We start from the raw sequence: 14,860 nt of genomic DNA, 5'->3' as shown, positions 1-14,860 counted from the left end.
TGACGACGGCCAACCGAGAGGAACCCATGAACCGCGGCGCCGTTGAGCAAGCACGGATCGCAGTCGAGATCGACGCATGCTGGAATCGCATCGGCACGCGCGGCGATCGCTCATGCGAGCGGCTGGCCGAGTATCGGCGCTGTCTGAATTGCCCGGTGTATGCGCACCATGCGGCCATGTTGCTCGATCGCCCGCTCACCGATGCGGAACTGGCCGATGCGTCCCGGTTCGCCGCCGGGCAGACGGCCGCCGAAGCGGTGTGCGACGAGATTGCCGATGCCAAACATGCGGCACTCGTGTTTCGCGTTGCGCACGAGTGGCTTGCGCTGCCGACCTGCGTGCTGTGCGAAATCGTCGATACTCGCAAGATTCATGCGCTGCCGCATCGCCGCAATCGCGCGGTGCTTGGCATTGCTAACGTGCGCGGCACACTGCGGGTCGCAGTATCGCTGGCACAACTGCTCGGCCTGGATACGTCCGCGAGCGGCGTTGCGCTGCGCGCAGGCTTCACGCGCATGCTGGTCGTCGCGCATCGAGGCGATCCCGTCGTGTTCCCGGTTGACGAAGTGGAGGGCGTGTTGCGTTTCGCTGCGTCGGAATGGATGCCGGCGCCCGCGACCGTCGCCCGTGCGGGCGACGCGCATTCGCGCGGCGTGTTCGGCTGGCGCGGCAGGACGGTCGGGCTGCTCGACGAGGACCGGCTGTTCGATTCACTGGCACGGAGCTTGCGATGAGCGCCGACGACGATTTCGGCCGTGCGTCGTTACTCGAGCTGTTTCGCGAGGAGACGCAGACGCAGACCCAGGCGCTGTCCGAGCGGCTGCTCGCGCTCGAGCGCGGCGCGCAGGACACGGCCGCGCTCGATGCATGCATGCGCGCCGCGCATTCGCTGAAAGGCGCGGCGCGCATCGTCGGCGTGCAGCAGGGCGTTGATATCGCGGGGCGGATGGAGGATTGCTTCGTCGCCGTGCAGCAAGGGCGGCGGCCGCTGAGCCCGAGCCACGTCGACGCGCTGCTGACGGGGGTGGATTTGCTTGTGCGCGTAGGTGATCCGCTAACGGCGCAAGCAGTGACGCAGGCGGATATCGGCGCGTTCATCGCGGCGCTCGATGCGGCGGATGCGGGCAACGGCGCTGCGCCGGGCGCCGCCGCAGCGCCGAAGTCCGAAGCCGGGCTGCATGAGCCACGCTTCGATGCGCTGTGGGATGTGCCGCATATGGAGCAATACGCGGTGCCCGGCGCAGTGAAAGATCAGGCGACGGAGCCGGCCAGGGAGCCGGCGAAAAACGATGCGAAAGACCCGTTAAAAGACTCATCGAAAGATGCGCTCACAGCGCCCGGCGCGGACCGCGCATCGAGCCAAATGCGCCGCGTGCGCGCCGATACGCTCGACCGTCTGCTCAGTCTGTCGGGTGAATCGCTGGTGGAGTCGCACTGGTTGAAGCCGTTCTCGGAAGCGATGCTGCGCATGAAGCGCGCGCAGCGCGACGCCGCGCGCGCACTCGATACGTTGTACGAAGTGCTCTCGGACGAGACCGATCCGCGCCTGCGCAGCGCGTTCGGCGACGTGCGGCAAATGTTTACGGATCTGCAGCGCACGCTTGCGGCGCGGCTCGACGAGTTCGACCGCTACGAGCGGCGCAGCACGCACATCGCCGAGCAACTCTATGACGAGGCGCTGCAATGCCGGATGCGTCCGTTCGGCGATGCAACGCGTGCATATCCGCGCGTTGTGCGCGATCTCGCGCGCTCGCTCGGCAAACACGTGCGTTTTTCGATCGTAGGCGAAGCGACGCAGGTCGACCGCGACATTCTCGACATGCTCGATGCGCCGCTCGGCCATTTGCTGCGCAACGCGATCGACCACGGCATCGAGCCGCCTGAAGTGCGGCTCGCGCGAGGCAAACCGGCCGAGGCGAGCGTCACGCTCGAGGCGCGGCATAGCGCCGGCTCGCTGCTCGTGAGCGTCAGCGACGATGGTCAGGGCGCCGATCTCGCCGCGGTGCGTGCGGCGGTCGTCAAGCACGCGCTGACCGACGAGGATACGGCCGCACGGTTGTCCGACCAGGAGTTGCTCGAATTCCTGCTGCTGCCCGGTTTCTCGATGCGCGAGCGGGTGACCGACGTATCCGGGCGCGGCGTCGGGCTCGACGCGGTGCATGAGATGGTGAAATCGGCGCGCGGCGCGGTGCGGATCTTCAACGAACCCGGCCAGGGCATGCGCTTCGTGCTGCAATTGCCTCTGACGCTGTCGGTGATCCGCAGTTTGATCGTCGATGTCGGCGGCGAGCCTTACGCGTTTCCGCTCGTGCAGGTGCGCCGCACGCTTGAACTCGACCGTGCGGACATCGACGTACTCGAAGGCCAGCAGCATTTCCCGCTCGACGATCGCCGCGTGGGCCTCGTCACCGCGCATCAGTTGCTCGATGCGGGCGCGCTCGACGAGAGCCGGCCCACGACGGCCGTCGTCGTCGTGGGCGGTGAGCCGGAAACATACGGTGTCGCGGTCGATCGCTTCATCGGCGAGCGGATGCTCGTGGTGCAGCCGCTCGATAGCCGGCTCGGCAAAATTCAGAATATCGCGGCGGGCGCTTTGCTCGAAAATGGCGATCCGGTGCTGATCGTCGATGTCGAGGATCTGATGCGCTCGACCGACAAGCTGGTACGAGGCGGCCAGCTCGCCAAGGTGCACCGCGGCGGCGGCGAAGGGCTGGTTTCGCGGCGCAAGCGGGTGCTCGTCATCGATGATTCGCTGACCGTGCGCGAACTCGAGCGCAAGCTGCTCGAAAAGCGCGGCTACGACGTGACGATCGCGATCGACGGGATGGACGGCTGGAACGTGTTGCGCGGCGACAGCTTCGATCTCGTCGTCACCGATGTCGACATGCCGCGCATGGACGGCATCGAGCTTGTCACGCTGATCAAGAGCGACCCGTTGCTGAAGGCCGTGCCGGTGATGGTCGTATCGTACAAGGATCGCGACGAGGACCGGCGGCGCGGGCTCGAAGCGGGCGCTGACTATTATCTGGCGAAAAGCGGCTTCCACGACGACGCGCTGCTCGACGCTGTGCATGACCTGATTGGGGACGCGTGAAGTCATGAATATCGGCATCGTCAACGATTTGCCGCTCGCCGTCGAGGCGCTGCGCCGCACGATCGCGCTGCGCCAGGAGCATCGCGTGCTGTGGGTGGCGACCGACGGCGAACAGGCGGTCGATTTTTGCATCGCGCAGCCGCCCGACCTGGTGCTGATGGATCTCGTGATGCCGCGCATCGATGGCGTGTCGGCCACGCGTAGCATCATGGCGCGCTCGCCATGCGCGATCCTGATCGTGACCGCGAGCGTCGGCGCGAATGCATCGTATGTCTACGAGGCGATGGGCGCGGGCGCGCTCGATGCCGTCGATACGCCGACGCTCGGTGAGCGTGGCGGCGCCGACCCGTCGCAGCCGCTGCTCGCGAAGATCGACCAGATCGGCCGGCTGCTCGCGATGCGCGCAACGATGCCGGTGTCACGGCCCATCGTCGAGCCCCCGCCGCGCGGCGCGCTGCCACCGCTGGTAGCGATCGGCGCGTCGGCGGGCGGCCCGACCGCGCTGACGGAACTGCTGAAGCGGTTGCCCGAGAATTTTCCGGCGGCGATCGTCATCGTTCAACACGTCGATCAGGCGTTCGCGATCGGGATGGCGCAGTGGCTCGATAGCTACACGCGGCTGCCGGTGCACATCGCGCGGCAAGGCAGCGCGCCACAGCGCGGCGAGGTGCTGCTTGCCGCGACGAACGACCACCTGCATCTGATGCCGCGTGGCCTGCTCGGCTACACGCGATACCCGGAAGAGACGCCGTACCGGCCGTCGGTCGACGTGTTTTTTCAGAGCGTCGTTGATCATTGGAAGGGCGACGCGATCGGCGTGCTGCTGACGGGCATGGGGCGCGACGGCGCGCTCGGGCTGAAGTCGATGCGCACCAAGGGTTACTACACGATCGCGCAGGACGAGGCGACGTGCGCCGTGTACGGGATGCCGAAGGCCGCCGCCGCGATCGGCGCGGCGGTTTCCGTGCTGCCGCTCGATCGGATCGCCGATCATCTCGTCTCGCTCGTGCAGCGCAAGGAGCGCTGGAATAGGCGCTGAGGTCGGCTCAAGCCTTCGTGTTCGCGCGCATCGTGCCGCGAGCTTTAAGGCGGTGCCGGCATCCGGCTTGGCATCCGGCGTCAAGGCGGCGCTTCTCGATGGATTGGGCGCGGCCGCGGATTGGCTCGCAGGCGTCATCCGCGATGCGCGGCTTTGCCGTTGGCGCGGCCGCACCAACGGCGATTCCGATTTCGCCGCATTCGCGCCCGCGTGGCGTCATCGCGATTCATCCGCGATGGAAAAGCCGCGCCGTGCTGCCCGGGCCGAGTGCGGCTCAGTGTGAGCCGACGATTTGCACGCCAGACGGCGCCGGGCTGCCGTCACTTCATATTTCGTCGAGCTTGCAGCGTGCGCCGATGCATCAGTACAGATCCGCATCTGTAGCCGGCCGCGTCGATGTCCGGCTACACCGCCCGCTTGCGCGCGTATGGCAGCGGCGCGCGGCCTGTGCCCGCGCACATCGGCAAACGCCACGCCGCATACGCAAGCACCGCGAGTAACGGAAACACGAGCGCGCTGGCTTCCGGGCCGACGGTGCCGCCGCTCAGCCAAACCGGGCCGGTGGCGCGGCTCGTGAACAGCGTATCGTGCGCGCTGAGCCCGCTATTGGTCGCGCCGAACAGGAACGATTCGCCCCAGTCCCACATCGCATGCTCGCCGATTACCCACCACAGCGAGCCGGTGCGCCAGACTGCGGCGCTTGCGACCAATCCGTAGATCACGATCGGCACGATTCCCGCGATGTTCTCGTTGCGATTCGACACGTGCGAAATCCCGAAGGCGACCGACGTGAGCACCGCCGCGACAACGGGGTGGGTCTGTCGCACGAGTTTGAGAAACGGATACCCGCGATACGCGACTTCCTCCGTGAAGGCGACGAGCACGAACATGGCGGCCCAGACGATGCCCGATTCGAGCGCGGCGGTGCCGCCCACGCCGGAGTATCGGATCGTCGCGCCGCCGGTGAGCACGAGCAGCCCCATGATCGCGGCGATTGCCGCAAAGCCGCACAGTGCGCCCCACACGAAATGCAATGTGCGATGCGGCGCGCGCAGCCCGTAGTCGAGCCACGATTGGCGATCGACGCGGCTCATCGCGCGTGTGGCGATCAGCGCGGCTGCGCACAGCGCGAGTTCGAAGGGGATCTGTCCGGAAGCAGTCCGGTCATGGTAAGGATGAAGAGGATAATGCAGGCGATGCCCCGCGTAATCGAGCGCGAATACCAGCCCTGCGACAATCGCGCAATACAGCGGCACGGCCCAGCCTGAGCGTAGGCTCCGCGCACCGAACCAAACGCGCCTGAAGCGTTCGAGTTGTGACGGCGTGTGTGGAGAATCGTTGTCTTTCACATCTGCCATGTGATGGGTCGGGTTTTCGATGACCAGGCTTACGCATGGCCTGCGTTTATCGCGAGCAGAGAGCGGTTCCGCTCGCGTGCGTGGCAGGCCGGCATCTGCGATGCGCGACGCGGCACACGGGGCCGAATGGTACATCCGGCGTGCGCTGTTGTGTGTGGAGATGTGTGTTTGGCGCGGCTGATGCGCGGGATTGCGACGCGCGGCAAGGGCGCGCAGAGGCGGGCGCTGGGAAAGCGGACGGCGCAGCCGCGGACGCTGCCGCGGCCGACCGCGTGCGGAGTTGCGCGGCCGCCGTCGAATCGAAAATATCAGTACCGCGAAATTTGATTGCCGTCGATGCGGACGCGATCGCCCGGACGCAGGTCGCCTGGCGTTTGCAGATCGAACGAGCGCATCGAACCGTCGTTCAACCGCACGTCGATGCGATACGCGGCGGGCTGCGCGCCCATTTGCTGGCCGATCTGGTTGCCCGCGACTGCGCCGCCAAGCGCGCCGATGACTGTCGCGGCGTCGCGTCCATGGCCGCGCCCGATCTGATTGCCAAGCACGCCACCGACGAGCGCGCCGACGACCGTACCCGCGACGCCCGAAGGGCTCGCGGCGCGGCCGATCGGCTGAATGCCGGCGATCGTTCCGTATTGGCTTCCATAGCCGGGCGTTTGATAGGCGGGCTGGCCGTAGCTCGATTGCGGTTGCGAATATGCCGGCTGCGGCTGCACGTACCCGGGTTGCGAATAATTGGGCGGTGCGTAAGGCGGCTGCGAATAGACCGGCTGCTGTTGCGTGTAAGCCGGCGCGCCGTAATATTGCGATTGCGAACCATATGGTCCATACGCATTCGGCGCGACGCACGCGCTGAGCGACAACGCTGCCGAAACGGCAAGCGAGACGAGCAGCGCGATCTTGGTCGAGGCCGGGCGTTTGTCGGCCGGCTTCTGTTCAGCGGACATCGTGTTCATCGTAGCGTGTGATTGTTATTGCACGTCGGCAGTATAGGGAATGCGATCGCGGGTGGATGCTTGCCACGCGTAACAGTGTGTAAAGTCTGTTGCCGCGCGATGGACGCAGCCGTGCCCGGCGATGCGCGATGTTCAATTCGCGGCACGCCGCAACGAGAATGTGCCCAACGCATCGCGTATCTCGTCGAGCGTGTTTTGCGTCACGCCGTTCGCGCGTCGTGTGCCGTCGGTCAGCAGTTCGATCACGTCATCCGGTTCGCGCGCAAGCTGTGCCCGCCGCTCGCGGATCGGTGCGATCAACGCCTGTAGCTTGTCATTTAGCCGACGCTTGAGCGTCATGTCGCCGAGCCCGCCTGCGCGATATTCGGCCTTTAATCGCGCAATTTCGCCGGGGGCGTCGTCGAATGCGTCGAGATACGTGAACACGACGTTGCCTTCGACCGTGCCCGGATCAGACGCACGCAGGTGCTTCGGGTCAGTGTACATCTGCATGACCGCATGGCGGATCTCATCGGGCGACGACGACAGCGCGATCGCATTGCGTTGCGACTTACTCATCTTCGCGCGGCCATCGACGCCAGGCAGGCGTCCTGTCGGCGCGATCAGCGCATGGGCTTCGGGCAGTACGTCGGCGCCCACTTGCCGGTTGATCCGCCGGACGATTTCATTCGTCTGCTCGATGAGCGGCGCTTGATCGTCGCCGACCGGCACGGTGTCGGCTTTGAACGCGGTGATGTCGGCAGCCTGCGCGACCGGATAGCAAAGAAAGCCGGCTGGGATATCGCGGCCGAAGCCGCGCGCCTGGATTTCGTCCTTGATTGTCGGGTTGCGCTCGAGGCGGGCGACAGTCACGAAATTCAGATAGAGCAGGGTCAGCTCGGCGAGTGCCGGCAAACCCGACTGCACCGCGATCGTACTCTTGGCCGGATCGATGCCGACGGCGAGATAGTCGAGCGCGACTTCGAGCACATTGTGGCGAACCTTGCCGGGATCGTGTGCGTTGTCGGTCAGTGCTTGCGTGTCGGCGATGAGGATGAATTGGCGGTGCGTCTCTTGCAGCGCGATGCGCGTTTTTAGCGAGCCGACGTAATGGCCGAGGTGCAGCGGGCCGGTCGGGCGATCGCCTGTCAATGCAATCGGGCGGGGTGTGGGCGAAATGGGGGGATGCATCGGTGGTTTCTCCGTCAAGCACCGCCGCTGCGCAGGCCGGATTCGGATGATGTCGATGCGACGATTCGCGATGCCGGCCGGTGTGCGGCGGCATGGTCATGATCAGCGTGAATCGGGGTGTGACTATGCCGCTCCTTCAGGAGCCGCGCCAGAGGTGCGGGAAGAGGGGCGGGCGAAGGGCGGGCATAGGACGAGAGTCGCATATTTTTGAGGTTTTTGCCAAGTGCGGCGGCTCCGGTGCTCGTTACCGGGGCGCTCGCTATCGCCCATGCCGCCGCGACGTGGCAAACCGCTCTCGATAAGCGCGCGGCGTCACGCCGAGCGTGCGCAGGAAGCGACATCGTTGCCTCTAGCCGACTTCGCCGCGCGCGGCAACGCGCCACGTTGCCCGCACGCGATACCGTAGCCGGCAAACTGAAAGGCACGATGGCGCTTACGCACCACCGCGCCCTGCGGCAGCGTCACTTGCCGAGCGCAATCTCGGAATCGTCGGTCCGGCTGTCCGGCGCGCCGCTCTGGCCGCGTTCGTCGTCCGGCGCGGGCGCAACACGGGCATCGTGCCCGTTCTGCTCGCTGTGCAGCCAATCGGCCGCGTTCGCGCCCGTCTGCTCGATCAGCCCCTTTGCGAGTTCCAGCGCCTGCCGCTCGAACAGCCGCCGGTAAACGCCGCCCTCGAGCCGGATCAGCGTATCGTGATTGCCTTCTTCGATCACGCGGCCCTTGTCGAGCACGATCAGCCGGTCGAGCGAGCGCACCGTCGACAGCCGGTGCGCGACCACCAGCGTCGTGCGTCCTACCATCAGCCGCTCCATTGCTTGCTGGATCAGCACTTCGCTTTCGCTATCGAGGCTCGACGTCGCCTCGTCCAGGATCAGCACTGGCGCATCGGCGAGAAACGCGCGCGCAATCGCGACGCGCTGCCGCTCGCCGCCCGACAGCTTGATGCCGCGCTCACCCACGAGCGTGTCATAGCCTTGCGGCAGCGACGCGATGAAGTCGTGCGCGCTCGCGAGCCGCGCTGCACGCTCGATTTCGGCGCGCGTCGCAGTGGGCCGCGCATACGCGATGTTCTCCGCGAGCGTGCGATGGAACAGCACGGGCTCTTGCTGGACGATTGCAATCTGGCTACGCAGCGAAGCCTGCGTGACGTCGGCGATGTTCTGGCCGTCGATCGTGATGCGCCCGCCGTCCACATCGTAAAGCCGCTGAATCAGCTTGATGAACGACGTCTTGCCCGAGCCGGAATGCCCGACGAGCCCGATGCGCTCGCCCGGCGCGATCCGGATCGAGAAATCGTTGTACAGCGGTTGCGCGCTCTGCCCGTAGCGGAACGTCACATGCTCGAAGCGGATTTCGCCGCGTCCGATCGCGATTGGCTTCGCGCCGGGCTTATCGTCGATGCCAAGCGGCGGCTGCTCGAGCGACACGAGTTCTTCCATGTCGTTGACCGAGCGCTGCACGTTGCGGATGTGCATGCCGATGTCGCGCAGGTAGCCTTGCAGCATCAGGAACGTCGTCAGCGCGAGCGTGATGTCGCCGACGCTCGCGCGATCGTTCGCCCACAGCCACAGCGCCGCGCCGAGGATCGCTGCCTGCATCGCGACGAGCATCATGCCCTGCACGCCGCCGTTCAGCGTGCCGCGCCGCCATGTGCGGCGCGTGCGCACGCGCCATTTCGACACGACGCGATCGAGCCGCGCTTCCTCGCGCGCTTCCGCGCCGAACGCCTTGACGACAGCGTTGCAACTGATCGCGTCGGCGAGCGCGCCGCCCATGCGGGTGTCCCACATGTTGCTCAGCCGGGCGGCGGGCGCAACGAAGCGTGTTGCCATCGTCGCCGTCACCACGATGAACGCGATCGAGCCGCCGCCGACCACCACGCCCATCACCGGCCAGTGCGCGCCGAGCAGCAGCGTCGCGCCGACGAGGATCGTCACGGACGGCAGCAGCGCGACGAGCAGCGTATCGTTCAGCAGATCGACCGCCCACATGCCGCGCGTGACCTTGCGCACCGTCGAGCCGGCGAAGCTGTTCGCGTGCCAGTCGGTCGAGAAGCGCTGTACGCGGTGAAACGCGTCGGCTGCGATCGTGCCCATCATCTTGAGCGTGAGCACGATGATGTTCATGAACACTGCCTGCCGCACCAACGTACCTGTGATGCCGATGCCGATCAGCATGCCGAACGCGTGCAGCGCGTCGCGCCACGCCGCGGCCTTGCCCGCAGCCGATGCGCCATGCGACAGCGCATCGACGAGCCGGCCCGCGAAGAGCGGGATCAGCACGTCGCCGAGCGCGCCGGCGAGTGCGAGAAGCATGATGGCGGCAATGCGCATCGGTTGTGTGCGCCAATGCCGGAAAGTGAATGCGAGCACGTCGGTAAACGCCCGCCCGCCAGGGTTCCTTGTTTTCTGGACCATTTGTCAGAGCCCGGCCGCTCGTGACGAGCCGGGACTTGTCGATGAGTTGTTTGAAAGCGAAAGCCGGACCCCGCGCTATTGCGCGGATTGATTGCGAAAAAACGAAAACTATCCGGAAACGGCGCGAGCCCGATGCGGCGCCGCGTGGACGGCACTCAGCGGAAGAACGACGCGCGCCGAAGGACTGCGAAACCGGAGGTGGCATGCATGCGTGACGACATTTGGCACCTCCTATGCGTGGTTGAGGGAAGAGAAGGGAACGAGTGGAAATGCTGCTCGTGACGACGATTCTAACGATGCTTGCGTATCGCTGCAATGTTCGGTTCATGCGATTGTTGCCGATTCGATACGCCGCCATTTACTCCGCGTTATGGGACAATCCGGCGTCCCTGACAGAACGGAGCATTGACGAAACGATGAGCGACTTTCAGCAAGGCATTCTGGCGCCGATTCCGGCCGCGAGCCGCTACTTGTCTTTCCGGATCGCCGACGTGCAGGCGGCGCCGCGCGTGTTGGCGGCGTTGCGTGACGCGGTCGACGGCAGCGATACCGTGATCGGCATCGGGCCATCGCTCGTGCAGGCGCTCGACAAGAAGATCGACGGGCTGAAGGAGTTTCCTGCGCTGTCGGTGCCGGGCGCGCCGGTGCCGTCGACGCCCGCTGCGTTGTGGGTGTGGCTGCGCGCCGACGATGCGGGTGCCGCGTTGCTGCGCTCGCTCGAAATCGAGCGGCTCGCCGCGCCCGCGTTCGCGCTCGATAGCGCGGTCAACGCGTTTCGCTACGCGGACGATCGCGATTTGTCCGGTTACGAGGACGGCACCGAGAATCCGCAAGGCGACGAGGCGCTCGAGGCCGCTTTCGTGTCCGGCAAGGGCGTGGGGCTCGACGGCGCGAGCTTCGTCGCAGTCCAGCAGTGGGTGCACGACTTCGACAAGATGCGGGCGATTCCAGGCGACGAAATGGACCGGATTGTCGGTCGCCGCAAGCAAGACAACGAGGAACTCGACGGCGCGCCCGACTACGCGCACGTGAAGCGCACTGAGCAGGAGAGCTTCACGCCGCAGGCGGTGGTGCTCAGGCGTTCGTCGCCGTGGGCGGACGAGCGCCGCGGGGGCCTTTATTTCGTCGCGTTCGGGCACTCGTTGCGTGCGTTCGAGGTGCAGATGCGCCGGATGATCGGCGCGACCGATGGCGTGCATGACGGCCTGTTCCGCTTCACGCAGCCGATCACGGGCTCGTTTTTCTGGTGCCCGCCCGTCAAGGACGGCAAGCTCGATCTATCCGCGCTCGGGTTGTGACGCGCGTCATTTGAGCGTCGTCTCGATCCGCGTGCCGCGCTTGATGAAGAGCGTGACGGGCGTTTTCTCGCTGATTTCCAGCAGCCGCTGGCGTTGCGCGTCGTCGAGCGGCCCGTCGACGGCGATCGTGCGCCGCACGTACTGCGTGCCGTCGCGCTCGACGTGCAGCTCGGCGCGCGCGCTGAGTCGCGCGCCGGGCCAGCTCTTGCGTTGCATGTACATCCGCAGCGTCGCGACGGTGCAGGCGACGAGCCCGGACAGCACGAACTCGTAGGGTGCCGGGCCGGCGTCGTTGCCGCCTTCGCGCGTATGCTCGTCGCCTTGCAGGCGGTGCGAGCCGGCTTGCAGATCGACGACGTAGTTCGCTGCATCGGGCGCCATTTCGGCGGTGGCGTGGAAGAACGACATGGCGGCTCTCACGAAAAAGGAATCGGTTGCGGCCGGGACGCCGGCCGTGTGCATCAGGATAAACGGGTTCGCGCGCGTGCGCCGGATGGTCGCGCACGTGTGAACGCCGCGTTCCGCGTTTTGTTTTGTCGACGACGAATCAAAGGAGTGACCGATGACGATACATCCGACCCCGCGCCTGGCCGGCAAGTGCGCATTCATCACCGGTGCGGCGGGCGGCCTAGGCCGCGCGATCGCGCGCCGGATGGCCGAGCAGGGCGCGAAACTGTTCCTGACCGACATTGTCGATGCGCACGTGCTCGACGCGCTTGTCACCGAATTGAACGCCTCAGCGGGCGGGCAGATCGCGTGGTCGGCCGTGCAGGACGTTGCCGACGACGCGCAATGGCCGGCGCGTCTGGCGCAGGCGAGCGACGTGATGGGCGGCTTGTCGGTGCTGGTGCACAACGCAGGAGTTGGCTCGGTCGGCACGATCGGGCAGATCGAACGCGACGAATGGCGGCGCGTGATGGCGATCAATGTCGAGAGCATCGTGCTTGGCACAAAGCATGCGCTGCGATATCTGGAGGCGGGCGCTCCCGCGTCCATCGTCAACATCTCGTCGGTGGCCGCGTTCAAGACGGAGCCCGACTACACTGCCTACAACGCGTCGAAGGCGGCGGTTGCGTCGCTGACGAAGTCGATCGCGGTCGATTGCGCGCGCCGGCAGACCGACGTGCGCTGTAATTCGATTCATCCGTCGTTCATTCTGACGGGCATCGTCGCGCCGATCGTTCACCAGTTGGGCGAGAAAGAGGCGGTTCGCCGGCTCGCGCGCGGCGTGCCGATGCGCCGGCTCGGCGAGCCGGACGACGTTGCGCACGCGGCCGTCTATCTCGCATCGGACGAGAGCCGCTACGTCACCGGCGCGGAGCTGGTGATCGACGGCGGCCTGTGCGCGGTTTGATCCGCGCGCGGCGCGCCGGTTGAGTGTGCCGCGTGCGGATCGATCAGAACGTGAGGCCGGTCTTCAGGCCGATCACGAACGCGTTCTTGTTTTGCGACGTGCCGCCCGGATGAAGGATGTATTGCAGATTCGGGCGGAAATACATCGACGCGGCCGGCGACCACGTGTAATACAACTCGCTCACGTATTCGTAGCCGCTGCCGGCGATTGACGTGCCGCCGGTGCGCAGGTTGTTCTGCCGCACGTAATCGGCGTAGCGGCCGTTGTTGTGCGTCGCGCCGATCGCGAAGCCGACCGAATCGCGCAGGCGATTGAACGGCCCCTTGTATTGCACGCCCGCCGCGATCTGGCCGTCGACGGCGGCCGTGTTCCGGTCGGCCTGCGTGATGTTCAGGAATACCGTCGCGCCCTGGCCGCCCGGCGAGCCCGTGATTTGCTGCTGAATGTTGACGTACACGCCGTACTGGCCGCTGCGCTTGAGCGCGGGCAGGCCGGTGAGGCCGCGCGGGTTGTGGTTGATGTCGTCGAACAGATCGTCGCCAGACGACGTGTTGTACCAGAAGCCGAGCTTGTACGAGCCGGGCATGCCGCCGAGGCTCGGCAGCCAGCCGAATTCGACCGGGATGAGCGCACCCGTCGTGCCGTCCGGGAAGCCAGGCTTCCAGCCGTTGTGGCGCGCGTAGCTGTCGCTGACATAATTCGGGTTGACCTGGTAGATGCCGATCTGTCCGTAGAACTGCTGGACGGGCTGAAACTTGACGCGCGCGGCCCAGACGCTCGTCGGCCAGTTCAGCCAGTAGCCGCCGACGAGGTTGCCCGGTTGCGAGCCGCAGAAGGTCAAGTTCTCGAAATCGCACGAGAAGCTCGCGAAATCCTCGCCAAGCGTGAGCCGGCCGAGCTTGATTTGCAGGCGGTCGTCGAACAGCTTCTGGTTGATCCAAAATTGCGTCAGATGCCAGGTTTGGCCGCGGCCGTAGACTTCCTGGATCAGCATGTTGTTGCCGATGTGCGCGTCCGCGCCGAGATCGCGGCCGTTGCGATCGGTCATCGTGAACTGAAACTGCGCACCTTTCCAGCCGATCAGCTTGTTCAGATCGAGATTCGTGCCGATCGCCCACTGGTCGGTGTAGCGCGTCAGACGATCGGTGCCGCCGCTGAAGTTGTGCGCGAGCTCGCCGGTGTAGCTGGCGCTGAAGTTGATGCCCTTATCGGCGAGCCGCGTGCGCATACCGTTCCAGTCGCCCAGCAGATAAGGGCTGTTGGTGAAGTCATACGCATGCGCGCTTGCCGCGCCTGCCGCGGCCTTCGACCAATGACGCACGCGCCGCTTTTGCGCCGCGGCCGGGTTCGCGCGGGTTCGCGCGGGTTCGATGAGCGTTTCTCCTCGCATTGGATTCCTCTATTTCGATTGTGATGGGCCGTTGAGCGATCACAGGGCGGCAACGGCTCCGCCCGGCGCCACGGATCGTGTGGCGCGCCGCGATACCGGCGATGTTCGCGATGTGCCCGATGTTCGGCGTATCGCGGGCAATCGGCGAAAAACCGCGAATGATGCTTGCGCGCGCCGGAATTGTCAAAAACCAGCCAGCAATATCAACGTGGTCGAATCAATGACGCTTTCGTCGCGCGGACTGCTTAGGGCTATTGATCGTACTCAAAACAATGCATGCGTGCTTGGAGTGGGCGTGGGGGCAAAGTCATTGTTGCGGCGCGGGAATTGCGTGGAGATTTAAGTCATGGTTCGTTTAGTTGTGTAATCAGGATGTTTGTTGTGCATTGCAATGCCTCAACGTGCCGCGATGCCGCGATGCCGCGATGCCGCGCGAGCGCGGCTCGCCGCACCGGCGGCGCCTTCAGCATGCGCGTGGCCGGCGTGGCGTTGAGATTACGCGGAACATGAGCGCGTTGGCAGATTGCACGGCATGCAATGCAGCGCCGCCGCTGGCGAGGCGATTTGGCCAACTGATTGGTGGCGCATAGTCATGAAGGCTTAACGTAATGTTTTGTTTCTGAAATAGAAGCGATGTAGCTTATTAGATTCAATTCCGTGCCGCCGATCGGGCGTTGCGGTATGTCGGCGAGAGCCGATAAATATGAACGGTCCCGGTTTTCAGTGCCAAAGGCAGTGTTAGTCTTCGGCGTTCTGTTGGTCCGTCAGTTGGGCCTGCAGG

Annotated in this window: 12 protein-coding genes; 6 read left to right on the top strand and 6 right to left on the bottom strand. The window is 65.5% G+C overall.

Annotated features, from left to right (window positions below):
• The first annotated feature begins 26 nt into the window (after positions 1-26).
• Genes WS68_RS05000 through WS68_RS04990 form a run of 3 tightly spaced genes read left to right on the top strand, consistent with a single transcriptional unit; the run spans position 27 to position 4,133 of the window.
• A complete protein-coding gene (locus WS68_RS05000; RefSeq protein ID WP_059569745.1) occupies positions 27-734 on the top strand; it encodes a chemotaxis protein CheW in 708 nt (235 codons plus the stop codon).
• Positions 731-3,094, top strand: a complete 2,364-nt coding sequence (locus WS68_RS04995; protein ID WP_059569744.1) for a hybrid sensor histidine kinase/response regulator — start codon at positions 731-733, stop codon at positions 3,092-3,094. Before WS68_RS05000 ends, WS68_RS04995 begins: the two co-directional genes overlap by 4 nt.
• 4 nt (positions 3,095-3,098) lie before the next feature.
• Positions 3,099-4,133, top strand: a complete 1,035-nt coding sequence (locus WS68_RS04990) for a chemotaxis response regulator protein-glutamate methylesterase (protein ID WP_059569743.1) — start codon at positions 3,099-3,101, stop codon at positions 4,131-4,133.
• Positions 4,134-4,537: 404 nt separating this feature from the next.
• Here WS68_RS04990 and WS68_RS04980 read toward each other — a convergent pair whose 3' ends face one another.
• From WS68_RS04980 to WS68_RS04965, 4 genes are all read right to left on the bottom strand, one after another.
• Positions 4,538-5,491 (bottom strand): CPBP family intramembrane glutamic endopeptidase, encoded by a 954-nt coding sequence (locus WS68_RS04980; RefSeq protein WP_059569741.1) that lies wholly within the window; start codon positions 5,489-5,491, stop codon positions 4,538-4,540.
• Between the two features lie 308 nt (positions 5,492-5,799).
• The gene (locus WS68_RS04975) at positions 5,800-6,450 is read right to left on the bottom strand and encodes a glycine zipper 2TM domain-containing protein (protein WP_059569740.1); all 651 of its coding nucleotides are present in this window, start codon (positions 6,448-6,450) and stop codon (positions 5,800-5,802) included.
• Positions 6,451-6,582: 132 nt separating this feature from the next.
• Positions 6,583-7,620 carry a tryptophan--tRNA ligase gene (gene trpS, locus WS68_RS04970; protein WP_059569824.1) on the bottom strand — a complete coding sequence of 346 codons (1,038 nt, stop codon included), beginning with the start codon at positions 7,618-7,620 and terminating at the stop codon, positions 6,583-6,585.
• Positions 7,621-8,081: 461 nt separating this feature from the next.
• Entirely contained in the window at positions 8,082-10,037 is a 1,956-nt protein-coding gene (locus tag WS68_RS04965) for an ABC transporter ATP-binding protein (RefSeq protein ID WP_059569739.1), read from the bottom strand.
• A gap of 416 nt (positions 10,038-10,453) precedes the next feature.
• Between WS68_RS04965 and WS68_RS04960 the strand changes: the two genes are divergently transcribed.
• Entirely contained in the window at positions 10,454-11,335 is an 882-nt protein-coding gene (locus WS68_RS04960; RefSeq protein WP_059569823.1) for a Dyp-type peroxidase, read from the top strand.
• Between the two features lie 6 nt (positions 11,336-11,341).
• Here the strand turns inward: WS68_RS04960 and WS68_RS04955 are convergent, their stop codons facing one another.
• Positions 11,342-11,743 (bottom strand): OsmC family protein, encoded by a 402-nt coding sequence (locus WS68_RS04955; RefSeq protein WP_059569738.1) that lies wholly within the window; start codon positions 11,741-11,743, stop codon positions 11,342-11,344.
• Between the two features lie 154 nt (positions 11,744-11,897).
• On the opposite strand from WS68_RS04955, the gene WS68_RS04950 reads away from it, so the two are divergent.
• Entirely contained in the window at positions 11,898-12,689 is a 792-nt protein-coding gene (locus WS68_RS04950; protein WP_059569737.1) for an SDR family oxidoreductase, read from the top strand.
• A 43-nt stretch (positions 12,690-12,732) separates the two neighbouring features.
• On the opposite strand, the gene WS68_RS04945 is transcribed toward WS68_RS04950, so the two are convergent.
• On the bottom strand, positions 12,733-14,079 hold the full coding sequence (locus WS68_RS04945; protein ID WP_059569736.1) for a carbohydrate porin: 1,347 nt from the start codon (positions 14,077-14,079) through the stop codon (positions 12,733-12,735).
• Between WS68_RS04945 and WS68_RS27260 the strand changes: the two genes are divergently transcribed.
• Complete coding sequence (locus WS68_RS27260) at positions 14,060-14,422, top strand: hypothetical protein (RefSeq protein ID WP_156429340.1); 363 nt, start codon at positions 14,060-14,062, stop codon at positions 14,420-14,422. The genes WS68_RS04945 and WS68_RS27260 overlap by 20 nt on opposite strands.
• The last annotated feature ends 438 nt before the right edge of the window (positions 14,423-14,860 follow it).

The sequence above is a fragment of the Burkholderia sp. TSV86 genome, assembly GCF_001522865.1.
Lineage (GTDB): Bacteria > Pseudomonadota > Gammaproteobacteria > Burkholderiales > Burkholderiaceae > Burkholderia.
Note: the sequence above shows the minus strand (reverse complement) of the source record. Positions and strands in the feature narration are given on the sequence as shown.